Source organism: Streptomyces sp. AV19 (genome assembly GCF_015999245.1).
Lineage (GTDB): Bacteria > Actinomycetota > Actinomycetes > Streptomycetales > Streptomycetaceae > Streptomyces.
Genome location: NZ_JAEAMR010000022.1, coordinates 646058 through 665768, shown reverse-complemented (window position 1 = coordinate 665768; position 19711 = coordinate 646058). Strand labels below are relative to the sequence as shown.

The window sequence follows — 19711 nt, the reverse complement described above, 5'->3', positions numbered from 1 at the left end:
GCGGGGTCCGGTCAGAAGTCCGTGGGGCGGCCGGTCAGATAGCCGCCCATGGAGGTGAAGTACTCCGCCGCGGGCAACTCCCGGCCGTCCTCGGTCCGTACGCGCGTGATGGCCAGGCCGTGGTTGCGGCCGGTGCGGGCGTCGGCTCCGGCGACGATCACCACGCCGTCGCCCTCGCGGTAGAAGACGCGGCCGGGCGTGCCGCCGTAGCGCCCCCGGGACACCACCGCGGCGAGGACCTCCAGCCGCCTGCCCTTGTGGAAGGTGAAGGCGCTGGGGTACGGCTCGGACTGGGCGCGGACCAGGCGTTCGAGGTCCTCGGCCGGCCAGGTCCAGTCGATGCGGATGTCCTCGACGGACCGCTTGTGGAAGAAGCTCGCCCGGGAACGGTCCTGGTGGATGAACTCCGTTTGCCCGGAGGCGATGAGGCCGAGTGCGCCGATGGTGACCGGGGCGATCAGGTCGACGGTCTTGTGGAAGAGGTCGGTGGCGGTGTCCGTCGGTCCGACCGGCACCGCTTCCTGCCGGACGATGTCGCCGGCGTCGAGTTCGTCGTTCATCATGTGCGCGGTCACGCCCACTTCGGATTCCCCGTTGATCAGGGCCCAGATCAGCGGGGAGAAGCCGGCGTACTTCGGCAGCAGCGAGTCGTGGATGTTCAGCGTGCCGTGGCGCGGGAGGCCGAAGATCCGCGGGGGGATCCACGTCCGCCAGTTGTTCGCCACGATGATGTCCGGATCGGCCTCCTTGAGGCGCTCGAACAGCTCGTCGTCGTCAGGGCGGTTGCGGATCAGCACCGGGACGTCGTGTGCTTCGGCGAGGTCGGCTACGGAGTCGCTCCAGATCTTCTCGTAGGCGTGTTCGCTCCTGGGGTGCGTCACGACCAGCGCCACGTCGTGCTCGGAGTCCAGGAGGGCTCGCAGGGTGCGGTGCCCCCAGGTCTGGTAACCGAACATGACGACCCGCATGGGGTTCCTCCTCAACGGCAGGGATGGACCGAGAGGAAGTAAAGCAAGGCTTACCTTACTTTGCAATGGGTGTACGCGGAGCCCCAGTTGACCGGCTCCGGCGTCCGTACCCGATCCGACCCATCGACAGTTCCGTAGTATTAGCTTAGGCTTACCTAAGTTTCAGTGGGTCGCTCCGTCGGCGTGCCCATCTTCCGCAGTTTCCCCGCGCCTGACAGGCGGCTTCCCCGCACGATGGGAGTGACATGTCACGGGTACTTCCTGACGACGCACCACCGGTCCATGACCTCATCGGCATCGGCTTCGGACCGTCCAACGTGGCCATGGCGATCGCGATCGGCGAGCACAACGCACGCGTCGGCAGGCGGGAGACGGTCACCGCTCGCTTCTTCGAGCAGCAGCCGCGCTTCGGCTGGCACCGCGGCATGCTGATCGACGACGCGACCATGCAGGTGTCCTTCCTCAAGGACCTGGTGACGCTCCGGAACCCGGCGAGCGAGTTCAGCTTCCTGTGCTACCTGAAGAGCAAGGGGCGGCTGATCGACTTCATCAACCACAAGAACCTCTTCCCGCTGCGGGTCGAGTTCCACGACTACTTCGAGTGGGCCGCGGCCAAGGTCGACGGCATGGTCTCCTACGGCCACGAGGTCGTCGGCGTCACGCCCGTCGTCCGCGACGGAGCCGTGGAGTACCTGGACGTGACGGTCCGGTCGGGGGAGGGGCTCGAGGTCCACCGCGCCCGCAACCTCGTCATCGGCACCGGGCTGCGCCCGGTGATGCCGGAGGGCGTGGAGCGCGGCGACCGCGTCTGGCACAACTCCGAACTGCTGAAGAAGGTCGACGGATTGGAGGGCGCCCCGCCCTCCCGGTTCGTCGTCGTGGGCGCCGGGCAGAGCGCCGCCGAGAACGTCGCCTACCTGCACCACCGCTTCCCGCGGGCCGAGATCTGCGCGGTCTTCTCCCGCTACGGCTACAGCCCAGCCGACGACAGCGGCTTCGCCAACCGGATCTTCGACCCCGAAGCCGTCGACGAGTACTTCGCGGCGCCCGAGAACGTCAAGAACCGGCTGATGGACTACCACGGCAACACCAACTACTCCGTGGTGGACATCGACTTGATCGACGACCTGTACCGGCAGATGTACCGGGAGAAGGTCCTCGGCACCGAGCGGCTGCGCTTCCTCAACGTGTCCCGGCTCGCCGGCGTCGAGGAGACGCCGGACAAGGTCCGCGCCACCGTGAAGTACCTCGTCACGGGCGAGGAGACCCTCCTGGACGCCGACGTCGTGGTGTTCGCCACCGGCTACAGCCCCGCCGACCCCCTCGGCCTCCTCGGCGAGGTCGCGGACCACTGCCTGCGCGACGACGAGGGCCGCGTCCGCGTCGAACGCGACTACCGCGTCGCGACGGACCCCGGCCTGCGCTGCGGCATCTACCTGCAGGGCGGCACGGAGCACACGCACGGCATCACGTCGTCGCTGCTGTCCAACACCGCGATCCGGGTGGGCGAGATCCTGGACTCGCTGCTCGACCGGGGCGTCAAGGCCGCCTCCGACGAGGCCCGGCCGGTCACCGGCGGAACCGGCACCACCGCCCGTTAGGGATGGCGTGAGCCCGCCCGTTCCTGTTTCCTGGCATGAGGCCTTCCCGGCATGAGGCGCTCAACCGGCCATGCGCCACCGGCAGATCGAAGGAACAGCGTAAGTCGACATGCGCACGACCACAGTTGAGCGCCCCGCGCCCCGGGGCGGCACGGAAGCCCGCCGGCGGCGGGTGGTGGGTTTGGGCACGCTTGTGGCGGTCCTCGTGATCGCGGGGGTGGCGTCGCTGGCCGTCGGCGCGCGCGCGTTGAGCCCCGCCGAGGTGTGGCACGGGCTGTTCGCGGGGCCGGAGTCCGACCAGGGGCTCAACGAGATCAGACTCATCGTGCAGACCGTACGGGTGCCCCGGACGGTGCTCGCGATCGTGGCGGGCATCGCCCTGGGGGCCGGCGGGGCGCTGATCCAGGGGTACACGCGCAACCCGATCGCCGACACGGGCCTGTTGGGGGTGAACGCCGGCGCCTCGTTCGCCGTGGTGACGGCGATCACCGTGTTCGGGTTCGCCGACCCGTTCCAGTACGTCTGGTTCGCCTTCCTGGGAGCGGCGGTCGCCGGCGTCGTCGTCTTCGGGCTCGCGAGCATCGGCCGGGGAGCCGGCAATCCGCTGACGCTCGCGCTGGCCGGGCAAGGGGTCACGGTGTTCCTCGCGGCGATGACCAAGGCGGTCGCGCTGTCGGACCAGAAGTCGCTGAACGCGCTGCGGGTCTGGGACTCGGGTTCCGTGGACGGCGTGAAGTTCGACGTCATCTGGCCGATGACCGCGTTCATCGCGGCCGGGCTGGTGCTGGCGCTGACCACGCTGCCCGCCCTCAACCTGCTCAACCTGGGCGACGACGTGGCGCGGGGGCTCGGGGTGAACGTCGCGCTGAGCCGGACCGTCGGCATCGCCGCCGTCACCCTGCTGGCGGGCGCGGCGACGGCGGCGTGCGGCCCGATCGCGTTCCTCGGGCTCATGGTGGCCCACCTGGCCCGCCATCTGACCGGGCCGGACTATCGCTGGCTGGTGCCGTACGCGGGGCTGCTCGGCGCCGTCGTCCTCCTGGTCTGCGACATCGTGGGGCGCCTGGTGGCGCGGCCGGGCGAGCTGGACGCGGGGGTCGTCGTCGCCCTCCTCGGCGCCCCGTTCTTCGCGGTTCTGGTGTGGCGAGGGAAGTTCAGGAGCGCATGAACGGGACAGACGTGAGGCGATCGTTGGCGCCGGGCGTGCGGCTCGGCCGCGTGTCGTTCGTATGGCGGCCCTGGATGGTGTCGGTCACGCTGCTGCTGGCGGCGGCGACCTTCCTGGTGTTCTGCCTGTCCGTCGGCGTCGGGGAGTTCCCCGTCGGCCTGTCCCGGGTGATCGCCACGATCCTCGGCCGGGGCGAGCCGGCCGACGAGTTCGTGATCATGGATCTGCGGATGCCGCGAGCCCTGGCCGGGCTCGTCGTGGGGATCGCGCTGGGGGTGTCCGGGGCGATCACGCAGTCCGTCGCGCGCAACCCGCTGGCCAGCCCGGACATCCTGGGGATCACCGGGGGCGCCAGCGCGGTCGCGGTGTTCCTGGTGACGGTGTCGGGCGGGACCGCCGCGGCGGTCGTCAGCGCCGTGGGCCTGTCAGCGGCGGCGCTGTTGGGCGGTCTCGGCACGGGGCTGCTGGTGTACTTCCTGGCGTGGCGGCGCGGGGTCGACGGCTTCCGGCTCATCCTCATCGGCATCTCGGTGAGCGCCGTGATGGAGGCGATCACGACCTGGCTGCTGGTCACGGCCGACATCAGGGACGTGGCCCGGGCCCAGGCGTGGCTGGTCGGCTCGCTGGACAACCGGTCGTGGGACGAGGTCGGGGTGGCGCTCTGGTGCACGCTCGCCCTCATGGTGGTCGTGGCGGGTGCCGCGTTCCAGTTCAAGCCGATGCACCTCGGCGACGACGTCGCCGCGGGCCTGGGCGTCCGGTACGCGAGGGTGCGGGCGGTCCTGCTCCTGTGCGCGGTGCTGCTGGCCGCCGTGGCGGTGAGCGCGGCGGGCCCGGTCCCGTTCGTCGCGCTGGTGGCGCCGCAGGTGGCGATGCGTCTGACGCGGCATCCGACGCCTCCGGTGGTGGCCTCGGGCCTGGTGGGGGCGCTGCTGCTGATCGGCGCGGACCTGGCCGCGCGCACGGCGCTGCCGGTCGGCCTCCCGGTCGGCGTCGTCACCGCGGTGATCGGCGGCCCCTTCCTCGTCTACCTGCTGGTACGGGCAAACCTCAGGTAGTTGACAACACGTTGGATCCATATAAGGGGGGCACCATGGCCGCTCAGCACATCACCGGGGCCGAATCCGGGGGCAAGTACGCCGCACGGCTGGCGGCCAGGGGCGTCACGGTCGGATACGGCGGCCGGACCGTCATCGACGGACTCGACGTGGCGATACCGCCGGGGGTGATCACCACGATCATCGGCCCCAACGGCTGCGGTAAATCAACCCTGTTGCGCACCCTGACACGGCTGCTCAAGCCCGCCAGCGGGACGGTCGTGCTGGACGGCGAGGACATCGCCCGGCTCAGGACCCGGGACGTGGCGAAGAAGCTCGGCCTGCTGCCGCAGGCGCCGGTCGCGCCGGAGGGGCTGACCGTGGCCGACCTGGTCGCCAGGGGGCGTCATCCGCACCAGAGCTGGCTGCGACAGTGGTCGTCGGACGACGCCGGCGTCGTGGAGCGCGCGCTGGCCATGACCGGGGTGTCCGAACTGGCCGACCGCCCGGTCGACTCGCTGTCCGGCGGGCAGCGCCAGCGCGTCTGGATCTCGATGACCCTGGCCCAGGGCACCGACCTGCTGCTCCTGGACGAGCCGACCACCTACCTGGACCTGGCGCACGCGATCGACGTGCTCGACCTGGTGGACGACCTGCACGAGTCGGGCCGCACCGTGGTGATGGTGCTGCACGACCTCAACCTCGCCACGCGGTACAGCGACAACCTCATCGTGATGCGGGCGGGGTCGGTCCTGGCGCAGGGGCACCCGAGCGACGTGATCACCGCCGAGCTGCTGCACGAGGCGTTCGGCCTGCGCGCCGCGGTCATCGACGACCCGGTGGGCGACCGGCCGCTCATCGTGCCGATCGGGCGGGCCCATGTCGACCTGGACCGGGTTCCGGCGAAGGTCCCATCCCCGCCCACCACTTATGCAAGTTAGGCTAGGCTTACCTTACTTTCTGAGGGTATGGTTTGGCTGCCCTGAACCGGGGTGCAGCGGACAGCGCGACAGCAAGGGGATCCGGATGCTCCTCCATCGAACGATGCTTCAGAAGCCGTGGCGGCGGTTGGCGGCGGCATTGTCCGCCGCGGCCCTCGGCGCCGGCCTCCTCGCGGGATGCGGTTCCGAATCGGCGGACAAGACGAGCGACGACGCCCCGGCGGCCTCCGCCGGCGCGTTCCCGGTCACGGTGGAGCACGCGTTCGGGTCCACGAAGGTCCCCAAGGCCCCCAAGCGGGTCGTCTCCGTGGGCTACACCGACGACCAGGCCATCCTGGCGCTCGGCGTCAAGCCGGTCGGCATGGTCGACCAGTACCCGAACCCGGCGGGCACGTCCCCCGACGTCAACACCCAGTGGCCCTGGGTGAAGGACAAGTGGGGCGACGCCCGCCCCGAGGTCGTCATGAAGAACGGCGACGCGGGCCCCAACTACGAGAAGATCGCCTCCCTGCGGCCGGACCTGATCATCGCGGTCTACTCCGAGATCGACAAGGCCGGCTACGACAAGCTCACCAGGATCGCCCCGACCGTGGCCCGCACCAAGGGCGAGAAGGAGCCGTTCAGCGCTCCCTGGCAGGACAACGCGGTGCACATCGCCAAGGCGCTCGGCAAGGAGAGCGAGGGCACCAAGCTGGTGCGGGGCATCCAGGACAAGCTCGCCGCGGCCCGCAAGGCGCACCCGCAGTTCGCGAAGCAGACCGCCGTCACCCTGTCCTGGTACAAGAACTCGGTCGCGCCGTTCACCACCACCGACGTGCGCGGACGGCTGGTGACGGGCATCGGCTTCAAGGGCCAGACGAAGATCGACGAGATCGCGGGCGGCAAGTTCTTCACCGTGCTGTCCCCCGAGCGCATCGACCTGGTCGACGTCGACCGCGTCTTCGTCGTCAACGACAAGGCGGACCAGGAAGCGCTGAAGAAGTTCAAGCTCTTCACCAACCTGAACGCGGTCAAGAACGGCAAGGTGTCGTACCTGCTGGACAGCGAGGGCCCGGCGGTCGGCGCGGCCATGTCCCAGAGCACCCTGCTGTCCCTGCCGTACGCGATCGACGAGCTCGTCAAGGCGGCCAAGTAGGCACGACCGGGCCAAAGTTGGCGACCAATCTGTCCGTCCCCGATCTGACTGGGCCTCTGTGTGAGCACTGTTGACACACCCGTCGCCCCGGCGACCCTCCGCACGACGACCGGCCGCGAGGCCGCCCGATGGGTCTCGGCGCACTGCCGCGAGGCGCCGTGGCCGGTGGCCGCCGCCGTGCTCACCACGGTGGCCGGGGCGGCGCTCCAGGTGCTCCCGGTGCTCCTCCTCGGCCGGGTGGTCGACGGGGTGGCCGGGGGCGAATCGCGCTCGGTCCTGGTCACGATCGGGATCTGGACGGTGGCCGCCGCGCTGCTCGGCGCGGCGGCCACCGCGATGTCGACGTACCTGATCGGCCGGGTGGGCGCGGATCTGCTCGCGCGGCTGCGGGAGGGCGCCGTCCGGGCGGTGCTGGGGATGCCGAGCGCGCGGATCGAGCAGGTCGGCCGGGGGGACGTGCTGTCCCGGGTCGGCGACGACGTGGCCGTGCTGTCCAAGGGCATAAGGACCGCCGTCCCCACCGTGTTCTCGGCGGGGGTGCTGGTCGCCATCGCCACGGTCGGCATGTTCGGCCTGGACTGGCGGCTCGGCCTGGCGGGCGCCGGCGCGCTGCCCGCGTACGCGCTGGCCCTGCGCTGGTACCTCCCCCGGTCCGCCCCGCTCTACCGTGAGCAGCGGGCCGCCCAGGCCGACCGCGCGCAGGCGCTGATCAGCGGCCTGAACGGGATCGACACGGTCCGCGCGTACCGCCTGGAGGACGCCGTCCGGGAGGAGGTCACCCGGGAGTCGTGGCGGGTGCGCGAGCTCGGCATCGAGGTGTTCCGGTTCTTCGGGCGGTTCGTCGGCCGGGAGAACCGCGCCGAGTTCATCGGCCTCGTCCTGATCCTCGGGGTGGGGTACGCCCTGTTGGAGGCCGACGCCGCCAGCCTCGGCGAGGTGTCGGCGGCCCCGCTGATGTTCCACCGGCTGTTCACCCCGCTGGGCGCCATCATGTTCACCTTCGACGAGGCGCAGAAGTCGGGCGCCAGCCTGACCCGTCTCGTCGGGGTGCTGAAGGAGCCCGCGGAGGACCGGCTGGTGGGCGACGCCCCCGTCGCGCCGGCGGACGCCGCGCCGTACCCGGTGACGGTGGAGGGGCTGACGTTCCGCTATCCCGGCACCGACGAGCCGGTGCTGAGGGATGTCGACCTGACCATTCCGGCCGGGGGTTCGCTCGCCCTGGTGGGGGCGACGGGTGCGGGCAAGACGACCCTGGCCGCGCTGATCGCGGGCATCGGGACCCCGCAGGCCGGTTCGGTGCGCGTCGGGCCGCACGATCTCGCCGGTCTGGACGAGGCCGGGGCGCGGGCCCTGGTGAGCATCCTGACGCAGGAGACGCACGTGTTCTCCGGCACGCTCGCCGACGACCTGCGCCTCGCCGCGCCGGGAGCGACCGACGCCGAACTGGCCGGCGCCTTGCGCACGGTCGGCGCCGACGGCTGGGCCGAGGCGCTGCCCGACGGGCTGGACACCCCGGTCGGCGAGGGCGGCGAGCGCCTGGACGGCACCAAGGTGGCCCAGATCGCCCTGGCGCGGCTGGTGTTGGGCCGTGCGCCGGTGGTGGTGCTCGACGAGTCGACCGCGGAGGCGGGCAGCGAGGGCGCCGCCGGGCTGGAGCGGGCCGTGCTGGCCGCGTGCTCGGGCCGGACCACGCTGTTCGTGGCGCACCGGCTGACGCAGGCGATGGCGGCGGACCGGATCGCGGTGCTGGACCGGGGGCGCGTGGTGGAGCAGGGAACCCACGAGGAGTTGGTGGCCCTGGGCGGTCGGTACGCGCGGCTGTGGCGAGCCTGGCGAGAGGGTAGTTAGGCGACCCTTAGTTAGGTTAGGCTAACTTTCATACTTGGAAGGGATGCTGAGTCTTCGATGTCTTCGACGATGGAACCGAGCCCTCGCCTCGCACTGCTTTCCCCCACGCGCCTGGCCGGAATACGCCGCCGGATCGGCGACTATTCCGACAGCTCCATCGCCGAAGCGTGCGCCACAGGGCTGTCCTACTGGGCGACGGGCCGCAGCCCCGACGGCCTGGACCTCACTCCCGGCACGCTGTTCGCCGACGTCCTCGGGTGGATCGACAACGGCGGCTCCGGGCCCGCCGGTTGGGAGACCGGCGCGGACGGCCGGAGCATCACCGTCCCCGAGGGCGTCGTCCTGGCCGAGGCGCAGCTCGCGCTGGACGACCTGGCCGACTTCCCGGACCGGCCCATCGGCACCGTCGGCCCGTCCGACGCGGCGGCGCGGCTCGAAGCCCTGGCCGAGTGGAACGACACCGGGGCCGACCGGGTCCGCCCGACCGTCGTGGAGATGTTCCGCGAGCGGGCGCGGACCCGGCCGGACGCCGTCGCCGTCGCCGACGAGCACCGCACGCTGACCTACCGTCAGGCGGACGAGCTCTCCGCCCAGTTGGCCCACCACCTGATCGAACGCGGACTCACCGCCGAACAGGTCGTCGGCATCTCGCTCGGCCGCTCCGCCGACATGGTGATCGGACTGCTCGGCGTGCTCCGGGCCGGGGGCGCGTTCGTGCCGCTCGACCCGCAGTGGCCCGACGGGCGCCGGGCTGTCGTCGTCGAGGACGCCCGGGCCGTCCTGCAGCTCAACGCGTCGGGCGAACACGCCCCGGGCGAACCGGAGGCCGTGGCCGTCGACCTCGGTGACTGGCGGTTCGGCTCCCACCCCGTCGAGGGCCCCGACGTCACCGTCCCCGGCGCCGCCCTGGCGTACGTCATCTTCACCTCAGGCTCGACCGGGCGCCCCAAGGGCGCGATGATCCGGCACGAGGCGATCAGCGAGCGCCTGCTGTGGCAGGCCGACGAGATCCTGGGCTTCGGCCACGACGACGCGTCGCTGTTCAAGGCGCCGCTGTCCTTCGACATATCCATCAACGAGATATTCCTGCCGCTGGTGTCCGGAGGCCGGCTGGTGGTCCTGCGGCCCGGCGGCGAGCGCGACCCGCACCACCTGCTGGGCGTGATCGCCGAACAGCGGGTCACCTTCACGTACTTGGTGTCGTCCATGCTGGACGTCCTGCTGGAGATCGCGGGCGACTCCGGGCGCCTCGACAGCCTGCGGCACGTGTGGTGCGGCGGCGAGGTGCTGACCCCCGAGCTGTACGAGCGGTTCCGCGCACGGCTCGACATCCCCATGTACCACGGCTACGGCCCGGCCGAGACGACGATCGGCGTCTCGCACGTCGTCTACCGGGGCGCGGCGGAACGCCTGTCGACGTCGATCGGCAGGGCCAACCCCAACACCCAGCTGTACGTCCTCGACGACGAACTGCGCCCGGTCCCGGTCGGGGTCGGCGGCGAGCTGTACGTGGGCGGGTTCCTCCTGGGACGCGGGTACGCGGGCGCGCCCGGCCTGACGGCCTCCCGGTTCGTGGCGAACCCCTTCGCCGGGGACGGCTCGCGGCTCTACCGGACCGGTGACCTAGCGCGGTTCGCCCCGGACGGTTCGCTCGACTTCCTCGGCCGGGCCGACAACCAGATCAAGATCCGCGGCATGCGGCTGGAGACCGAGGACGTCGAGGCCGGTCTCGCGGAGCACCCCGGCGTACGGCACGCCTGCGTCGTCGCGAAGAAGAACGCGGCGGGCGGCGCCTACCTGGTCGGGTACGTGATCCCGGCCGCCGGGCGCGAGGACCTGCGGGCGGACGAGGTCAGGACGTGGGCCGCCGCGCACATGGTCGAGTACATGGTGCCCGCCCACGTCGTCGTGATGACGGAGTTCCCGCTCACCGCCAACGGCAAGCTCGACCGGCGCGCGCTGCCCGAACCCGCGGTCGGCACGGGCGCGTCCGTCCCGCCCGCCACCGGGAACGAGCGCGCGGTGTGCGCGGCGGTCGCGGCCCTGCTGCAGCTGGACGAGGTCGGGGCCGACCAGGACTTCTTCCAGCTGGGCGGGGACAGCATCCTGGCCATCTCCCTGCTGAGCGCGCTGCGCGACGCGGGACTCCACGTCACGGCCCGGCAGATCTTCACCCACAGCGTCCTGGGGGCGCTGGCCGCGGTGGCGGGCCGGGAGGACGTCTCCGGCGCGGACCACGGCGACGTACCGACCGGATCCGTCGTGGGATCGCCCATCGTGCAGTGGCTCGGCGAAACCACGGACGCGATCGACGGCTTCGTGCAGTCGGTGGTGCTGAACACCCCCGAGGCCCTCACCGCCGACGCGCTCGACGCGATCCTCGCCGCCGTGACCGGCCGGCACGCCATGCTGCGCGCCAGGCTCGTGCGCGGCGACCGCTGGGGCTTCGACATCCCGGCGGCGGACGGGGCCGCCGCCCGGTGGCAGGAGAGCGACCGGCCGCTCGACGAGTGCGTCGCGCTCGCCACCGGCGGACTCGACCCGGCGGACGGCGTGATGCTGCGCGCCGTCTGGCGCCGCGCGGCCCGCCAACTGGTCGTGGTCGTCCACCACGTGGTGATCGACGGGGTGTCCTGGCGGGTCCTGATGGAGGACCTGGCCACGGCGTGGCGGCAGTTCGCCTCCGGCGCGCCCATCGAGCTGCCCCCGGTGGGCACGTCGTTCCGGCGCTGGACGCAGCTGCTGGAGCGCGCGGCGTTCGACGCCGACCGCGCCCACTACGGGCAGCCGCTGCCGGGAGCGGACCGGCCGGTGGGCAGGCGCGCGCTGTCCGACGGCGACACCGTCGCGCGGGAGCGGGTCCGGACCGTCACGGCCGGCCCCGAGGTCACGGCCGCGCTGCTGGGCGAGATCCCCGCGAAGTTCCACGCGGGCGTCAACGACGTGCTGCTGACCGCGCTCGCCGTCACCCTCGCCCGGTGGCGCCGCGGCCTCGGGCAGGACCAGACGTTCGCGCACATCGAACTGGAGGGCCATGGCCGCGAAGGGCGGTTCGTGGCGGACAGCGCCGGCTTCGAGCCGGAACTGTCGCGGACCGTCGGCTGGTTCACCACCCTGTTCCCGGTGACCGTGGACCCCGGCGCCCCTGGTGAAGAAGCCGCCGGCTTCACCGCGCCCGCATACCTGGCCGCCGCCCTCAAGGCGGTCAAGGACGACCTCGCCCGGGTGCCGGGCAACGGCCTCTCCTACGGCGCCCTGCGATACCTGGCCGGTGCCGCGTTCGACGCGCCGGCGCCGCAGGTGCTGTTCAACTACCTGGGCCGCTTCGACGCGGGCGCGTCCGGCGACTGGCAACTCACCGGGCCGACCGGCCAGCTGGGCGAGAAGCGCGACCCGGGGATGCGCCTGCCGCGCGCCCTGGAGTTCAACGCGATCGCCGAACCCGCCGCCCCGGCCGGCGAGTACGAGCTGGTCACCACCATCTCCTGGCCCGACGGGATGTTCACCGAAGAGGACGTCACGACGCTCGGCGCGTACTTCCGGGAAGCCCTCGCCGGCCTCGCCGCGCTCGACGAAGGCGGCCACTCGCCCGGCGACTTCCCCCTGGTGCCGCTCACGCAGGCCGACGTCGACGCCCTGGACGGCCCGGCGCTGCGGGACGTCCTGCCGCTGACCCCGTTGCAGGAGGGCCTGTACTTCCACTCGGTCTTCGACGGCGACTCCGCGGGCACCTACGTCGAGCAGCAACTGCTGGCGCTGGACGGCGAGGTGGACGCCGGCCGGCTCGCGGCGGCGGCCACCCGGCTGCTCACGCTGTACCCCAACCTGGCCGCGCGCTTCACGGCCCTCGCCGACGGCCGGGTGGTCTCCGTCCTGGAGAGCGGCGCCGAGGCGCCCTTCACCACGCTGGACCGCCCCGGCATCACCGACGACGAGATCCGCGCCCACGCCGAGCGCGACCGCCGCGCCGGATTCGACCTGGCCACCGGCCCGCTGATGCGGTACACACTGATCCGCGCGGGCTCCGGCCGGAACGTCCTGGTGCAGACCGTGCACCACATCATCGCCGACGGCTGGTCGGTGCCGCCGATGCTCCGCGCGCTGCTGGCCGAGTACCACGCGCCGGGGACCGTGTACCCGCTCGGCGGTTTCCCCGACTACGTGCACTGGCTCGCCGGACGCGACGACGACGAGAGCGACCGGGTGTGGCGCGAGGAACTCGCCGGGCTGCCCGGCCCCTCGCTGGTCGCCGAGGGCCACACCCCGTCCGACCGGTTCGCCGACACCGCCGTGGAGACCGGGGACGACATCGACGCGGCCGTCCGCTCGGCCGGCGTGCCGCTGAGCGTGGCCGTGCACAGCGCCTGGGCGGTGACGCTGGGCGGCATCCTGCACGGCAGGGACGTGGTGTTCGGCTCCACGGTGTCCGGGCGCGACGCGGAGGTGCCCGGCATCGAGGACATGGTGGGCCTGTTCATCAACACCGTTCCCGTGCGCGCCCGGTGGACCGGTGCCACCACGGCGCACGACCTGCTCGCCTCGGTGCGCGAGCACCAGAGCGCCGTGCTGCCGCACCAGCACGTCTCGCTGGCGAGGACCGGCCGCCTGGCCGGCGCCGGCTCCCTGTTCGACACCCTGGTGGTGTTCGACGTCGCGACCGACGTGGACGGTCTGCGGAGGCCCGGCGACACACTGGTCGTCACCGGCATCGTCAACGAGGGCGCCCCGCACTACCCGTTGACGCTGGTGGTGGAGCGCACAGCCGACGCCCGTCCGCGCTTCAACCTCATCTACGACGGCGAACTGCTGCGGGAGACGAGCGCCCGGGCGATCCTGGACACGTTCGCCTCGGCCCTCACCGGCCTGCTCACCCGGCCGGACGCCCTGGTCGACGACCTGACGCCCGGGAACGACCGGCTTCCGCACTGTGTGTTCCCGGGGGGCCGCCCCCCGGGAACACACAGTGCCCCGACGACCCTGGGCGCGCTCTTCGACGCCGCGGCGCACCGCGACCCGGCCGCCACCGCCGTCACGCAATGCGGCCTCGACGGCCGTACCCGGTCACTGACCTACGGCGAACTGGCGGACGCGAAGAACCAGTTGGCCTCGGCCCTGCGCGCGGCCGGTGTCGCCCCCGGCCAACGGGTCGCCGTCGCCGTCCCGCGCTCCCTGGAGCAGGTCGTCGCCCTGGTCGCGACCGTCACCGCCGGCGGCGCGTACGTACCGCTGGACCTGGCGTACCCGGACGAGCGCCTGGAGTACATCCTCGCCGACGCCGCCCCCCAGGCCGTCCTCGTCGACCGCGAACAGCGGGACCGCTTCACCGGGCTCCTGGCCCGCGTGGGCGTCCCGGCCCGCGTCCTCGTCCAGGGGGACGAACCGCAGCGGGACACCACCGTGCCCGCGCCCGCGACCGGCCGGCACGACCCCGCGTACGTGATCTACACCTCCGGATCCACCGGCCGGCCCAAGGGCGTCGTCGTCCCGCACTCCAGTGTGGTGACCCTGCTCGCCAACACGCGGCAGGACATGGACTTCGGCCCGCACGATGTGTGGGTCCAGTTCCACTCCTTCTCCTTCGACTTCGCGGTCTGGGAACTGTGGGGCGCGCTGGCGCACGGCGGTGAACTGCTGGTGCCGGAGTACGCGCTGACCCGCTCCCCGGCCGACTTCCACCGGCTGGTCCGCGAGCGCGGAGTGACCGTGCTCAACCAGACCCCGTCGGCGTTCTACCAGTTCGCCGAGGCCGACCGGCACGCCGGCGAGCCGCTCCCGGCACTGCGCCGGATCATCTTCGGAGGCGAGGCGCTGGACCCCGGACGGCTGCGCGGCTGGGTCGGGCGGCACGGCACCCGCTCGCCCGAGCTGGTCAACATGTACGGCATCACCGAGACCACCGTCCACGTCACCCACCGGGTGCTGACCGACGAGGACTTCGGACCCGGGGACGACGCCAGCCCGATCGGCGGTCCGATCCCCGGCCTGGTCACCCACCTGCTCGACGACCGCCTCCGGCCGGTGCCGCCGGGCCGGGTGGGCGCCATCTACGTCGCCGGCGACCAGGTGTCGCTCGGCTACCTCGGCAGGCCGGGGCTCACCGCGTCCCGGTTCGTGGCGAACCCGTTCGCCGGCGACGGCTCCCGGATGTACCACACCGGCGACCTCGCCCGCCGCACGCTCGACGGCGAGCTGGAGTTCACCGGGCGCGCCGACGACCAGGTGCAGCTCAAGGGCTTCCGTATCGAGCTCGGCGAAGTGGAGTCCGCGGTCAGGGCACTCGACGGCGTCGTCGACGCGGCCGTCACCGTGGCCGACAGCGGCGACCACCTCGTCGCGCACGTCGTGGGCCGGGTGCCCGGCGACCTCGCCGGCCTCCTGTCCGCGAAGCTGCCCGTGCACATGGTGCCGGGCCGGGTGCTGACGGTCGACGCCCTGCCGCTGACGGTCAACGGCAAGCTGGACCGCAAGGCCCTGGCCGAGCGCGCCGCACAGGACGACAACAACACCCCGGCGGCCGCGAGTGGTTCCGCGCTCGCCGCGCTGGTCGGCGTCTTCACCGAGGCGCTGCCCGGCTCCGCCGTCGACGGCGACACCGACTTCTTCCGGGCCGGAGGCGACAGCATCGTCGCCATCACCGTGATCAACCGGGCCCGGGCGCTCGGCCTGTCGATCTCGCCCCGGGACGTGTTCCTGCTGAGGACGCCGCGCCTGCTCGCCGAGCACCTGGGTACGCGCACGGCGCAGGCCGCCACGCCCGCACCCGCCCGCCGCGAGGACGGACCGGTGACACCGACGCCGATCATCCTGCGCCAACGCGAACTGGGCGGATCGCTCGCCCGGTTCGCCCAGGCCAGGACACTGACGGCCCCCGAGGGCACCGGCCTCGCCGACGCCGCGCGCGCCGCGGACGCCGTCGTGGCCGCGCACCCGGCCCTCCGGCTGCGGCTGCGCGTCGAGCACGGCGTGTGGACCCTGCGCACCGAAGCCGCCCGGCAGGTCACCGTCGTCCCGGCGGACGCGGCCGACGCGACGGCCGCCGCGAACGAGGCCGCCGGACGGCTCGATCCCGGATCCGGGGACGTCGTCGCGTTCTCATGGCTGGAGGCGAGCCGGACCCTGGTGGTCACCGTGCACCACCTCGCCGTCGACTCGGTGTCCTGGCTGGTCCTCCTGGACGACCTGGCCACCGCCCTGCGCGGGGAGGCCCTGGCGCCGCCGACCACCTCCTACGCCGAGTACGCCGAAGCACTGGCACTCCAGGCCGCCCAGGACGCCGGCGACCTCGGGCACTGGGTCACCACACTCCGAGCACCCGCGCTGCTGACCGCGGTCGAGGGGCCGCGCGAGACCACGGTCGCCCTCGCGCCCGACGTGAGCGACCGCGTGACGCGTACCGCCCCCGTCGCGCTCGGCGTCGGGCTCACCGAGCTGCTGTGCGGCGCGCTGCGCACCGCGCTGACCCACATCCAGCCGTCGCCCACCGACCTCGCGATCGAGCTGGAGCGGCACGGCCGGGTCCCCGTCCTCGAGGACCACGACTACACCCGCACGGTCGGCTGGTTCACCTCCATCGCGCCCGTACGGCTCACCGCGCACACCGACCCCGTCGCCGCGGCGCGCGAGGTCGCCGAACGCCAGCCGGACGAGCGCGGGCACGTCGCCTACGGCCGGCTCAGGTACCTCAACCCGCAGACGGCCCCGCTGCTGACCGCCCGCCCGCAGGTGCTGTTCAACTACCTCGGCCGGGGCAGCGAGTCACAGGCGGTGCACATCACCGGCGGCGGCCAGGGCAGCCCGTACGCCGTCGAGGTCAACGCGTGGCTCGACGACGCCACCGGCGGCCTGCGGGCGGCCTTCACCCTCGCCGAGGGCATTCCCGACGAGATCACCGAGCACTGGCGGAACGCGCTGGAACACATCGCGGACGCCGCCGCGGGGGCCGAGCGCACGGCACCGGTCACCCCGCTCCAGCGGGGCCTGTACTTCCAGGCCCAGATGGCGGGTCCGGCCGGACACTACGTCGCGCAGAGCTGGTTCGCCTTCGACCGGCGCCTGGACGCCGACGCGCTGTCCGAGGCGATGGCGTACGTGATCGCGCGGCACCCGGTCGTGGGCGCCGGCTTCACCGCCGACGGCGACGGAAACCCCGTCCAGGTCCTCAAGGCGGGCCGGCGCGTAGGCGTCCGCACGGTCGCCCTGGCGACGGACGCGGACGTGGACGAACTGCGCGCCCTCGACCGCGCCACGGGCTTCGACCCGGGTGAACCGCCGCTGATCCGGCTGACCGTGGTGCGCCTGCCCGGCGGCCGCGACGGCCTGCTGCTCAGCTACCACCTGCTGCTGTGGGACGGCTGGTCCCGCGAGATCGTGCTGCGGGACCTGTTCGACGCCTATCAGGCCGTCCTCGCGGGCGAGTTGCCCGCCCCGGTCCCGGCCACGCCGGGCTTCGAGGACCACGCCCGGGCGCTCGCCGCCAAGGACCCCGCCGGGTCCGAACGCTTCTGGGCCGGGCACCTCGCGGGCCTGTCCGGCCCGACCCTGCTCGCCGGACCGTCGCCGTCCCTCCCGGACGACCTGCCGCACGCGCTCGTCCACACGCTCTCCGCCGAGCAGTCGGACCTCCTGCGGGACACGGCCAAGGCGCACGGCGTCACGCTGAACTCGGTGCTGACCGGCGCGTTCGGCCTCCTCCTCGGCGCACGCACGGGCCGCGGTGACGCCGTGTTCGGCGTGACCGTCTCCGGCCGGGACGGCGAGGGGCTGGACGGCGTCGTCGGCGTGCTGCTCAACACCGTGCCCATGTGGACGCGGGCCCGGCCGGGCGACACCGTCCGGGAGTACCTGTCGGCCGTGCAGGCCGCCAGGGTCGAGGCGATGGAGCACGAGCACCTCGGCCTCGGCGAGATCCAGCGGGCCGCCGGGCACGACACCCTGTTCGACAACCTCTTCGTGCTCCAGAACTTCCTGGACATGGACGCGTTCGCCGAGATGAACGCCCGGCACGGCATCACCTCGGTGAAGGCCGACGACTCCACCCACTACCCGTTCACCTGGGTCGTCACGCCCGGCGACCGGATCGCCGTCAAGCTGGAACACCGCGACGACGACACCGCGGGCGCCCGTCGTCTCCTCGACGACTACCTGCGCGTGCTCGACGGCCTCGCCCGGTCCACCGGCCCGCTCGGCGCGCTGCCGGGCCTCGGGCGGGCCCCCGAGCCCGCCGGACGCACGGACATCGGCACGGACACCGTCGTCGACCGGTTCGACCGGGCGGCGGACCGCGATCCGCGGCGGGTCGCGCTCGTCGCCCACGGCAGGACCATGACCTTCGCCGAACTCCAAGGCCGCAGCCGGACGGTGGCGGGCGTGCTCGCCCGGCGGGGCCTCGGCCCCGGGACGACCGTGGGCCTCGCGATCCCGCGCTCCCTCGACTCGATCGTGGCGCTGTTCGCCGTGCTGCGCGTCGGCGCCGCGTACGTGCCGCTGGAGCTGGACCACCCGGACGAGCGGATCGCCGCGATCGTCGCGGACGCCCGCCCGGACGTGATCCTCACGGTGAGCGCCGTATCGCCCCGGCTGACCGGCGACCTGATCGAGCTGGACCGACCCCTGCCCGAGGCCGGGCCGTTCGTGACGTTCACGCCGGACGACCCCGACCGCCTGCGGCACCCCGCGTACACGATCTACACCTCCGGCTCGACCGGAAAGCCCAAGGGCGTGGTGACCGAGTACGCCGGGCTCACCAACATGCTGATCAACCATCAGCGCCGCGTCTTCGAGCCGGTCCTCGCGGAGCACGACCACCGCGTCTTCCGCATAGCCCACACCGTGTCGTTCGCGTTCGACATGTCGTGGGAGGAACTGCTGTGGCTCGCCGACGGCCACGAAGTGCACATCTGCGACGAGGAACTGCGCCGCGACGCGCCCGGACTGGTCGAATACTGCCTCGATCACGGCATCGACGTCATCAACGTGACCCCGACCTACGCGCAGCAACTGGTGGCCCAGGGCCTGCTCGACAACCCGGCCCGGCGCCCCGCGCTGGTGCTTCTCGGCGGCGAGGCCGTCACCCCGGCCCTGTGGCGGCGCCTCGCCGCGACGGAGGGGACAGCCGGCTACAACCTGTACGGACCCACCGAGTACACCATCAACACCCTCGGCGTCGGCACCTTCGAGTGCCAGGACCCGGTGGTGGGCAGGCCCATCGACAACACGGACGTGTACGTGCTGGATCCGTGGCTGCGGCCCCTGCCGGACGGCGTTCCCGGTGAGCTGTACGTGTCGGGCATCGGCATCGCGCGCGGCTACCTCGGACAGCCCGCCCAGACCGCGCACCGCTTTGTCGCGTGCCCGTTCGGCGCGCCCGGCGAGCGCATGTACCGCACCGGCGACCTGGTGCTCCGGCGGCCCGACGGCAACCTGACGTACCTGGGCCGCACCGACCAGCAGGTCAAGATCCGGGGGCACCGGGTCGAACTCGGCGAGGTCGAGGCCGCGTTCGCCGCGCACCCGGCGGTGCGGTTCGCCGCCGCGGTCGCCCAGCCCGACCCGCAGGCCGACGGCGCGTACCGGCTCGCCGCCTACCTCGTCCTCGACGGCGCCGGCCTGGCGGCGGTCGCCGCCGAAGCGGTCGCCGGGCTGCCGGACTTCCTGCGCCCGACGCACTACGCCCAGGTCGACAGCATTCCGTTGACGGTGAACGGGAAAGCCGACATCAAGGCGCTTCCGGAGGCCAGGCCGCTGGGAGCGCTGACGACGGCGGGGGAGCGCGGCCCGGAGACGGAGACCGAGGCCGTGGTGTGCGAGTTCTTCGCCGAGGCACTGGACCTCGACGACGACGAGGTGAGCGCGGTGAGCGACTTCGTGTCCCTCGGAGGACACTCCATGCTGGCGGTGCGGCTGATCGGGCTGCTCCGCCGGGAGTACGGTCCCGTGGTCACGATCCGTGACCTGTTCACCCTGCGAACCCCGGAAGCGATTGCCCGCCATCTCGATGACAACTCCTGACACGCA

At 72.5% G+C, this 19711-nt stretch carries 8 protein-coding genes; 7 read left to right on the top strand and 1 reads right to left on the bottom strand.

From position 1 onward, the window contains the following. Positions 1 to 11: 11 nt before the first annotated feature. Positions 12 to 968, bottom strand: coding sequence for a methionyl-tRNA formyltransferase (locus I5Q34_RS31085; RefSeq protein WP_199895785.1), 957 nt, complete (start codon positions 966 to 968; stop codon positions 12 to 14). A gap of 245 nt (positions 969 to 1213) precedes the next feature. Here I5Q34_RS31085 and I5Q34_RS31080 point away from each other — a divergent pair, with 245 nt between their 5' ends. The 7 genes from I5Q34_RS31080 (at position 1214) to I5Q34_RS31050 (ending at position 19705) form a co-directional block, all read left to right on the top strand. Then, the gene (locus I5Q34_RS31080; protein WP_199895784.1) at positions 1214 to 2569 is read left to right on the top strand and encodes a lysine N(6)-hydroxylase/L-ornithine N(5)-oxygenase family protein; all 1356 of its coding nucleotides are present in this window, start codon (positions 1214 to 1216) and stop codon (positions 2567 to 2569) included. A gap of 109 nt (positions 2570 to 2678) precedes the next feature. Continuing rightward, complete coding sequence (locus I5Q34_RS31075) at positions 2679 to 3737, top strand: iron ABC transporter permease (protein WP_199895783.1); 1059 nt, start codon at positions 2679 to 2681, stop codon at positions 3735 to 3737. Then, on the top strand, positions 3734 to 4795 hold the full coding sequence (locus tag I5Q34_RS31070) for an iron chelate uptake ABC transporter family permease subunit (protein WP_199895782.1): 1062 nt from the start codon (positions 3734 to 3736) through the stop codon (positions 4793 to 4795). Before I5Q34_RS31075 ends, I5Q34_RS31070 begins: the two co-directional genes overlap by 4 nt. A gap of 35 nt (positions 4796 to 4830) precedes the next feature. Further along, positions 4831 to 5715, top strand: a complete 885-nt coding sequence (locus I5Q34_RS31065) for an ABC transporter ATP-binding protein (protein WP_199895781.1) — start codon at positions 4831 to 4833, stop codon at positions 5713 to 5715. An 85-nt stretch (positions 5716 to 5800) separates the two neighbouring features. Then, on the top strand, positions 5801 to 6850 hold the full coding sequence (locus I5Q34_RS31060) for an iron-siderophore ABC transporter substrate-binding protein (RefSeq protein WP_199895780.1): 1050 nt from the start codon (positions 5801 to 5803) through the stop codon (positions 6848 to 6850). Between the two features lie 60 nt (positions 6851 to 6910). Further along, a complete protein-coding gene (locus I5Q34_RS31055) occupies positions 6911 to 8698 on the top strand; it encodes an ABC transporter ATP-binding protein (RefSeq protein ID WP_199895779.1) in 1788 nt (595 codons plus the stop codon). A 69-nt stretch (positions 8699 to 8767) separates the two neighbouring features. Beyond that, positions 8768 to 19705 (top strand): non-ribosomal peptide synthetase, encoded by a 10938-nt coding sequence (locus I5Q34_RS31050; protein ID WP_199895778.1) that lies wholly within the window; start codon positions 8768 to 8770, stop codon positions 19703 to 19705. Positions 19706 to 19711 lie beyond the last annotated feature (6 nt).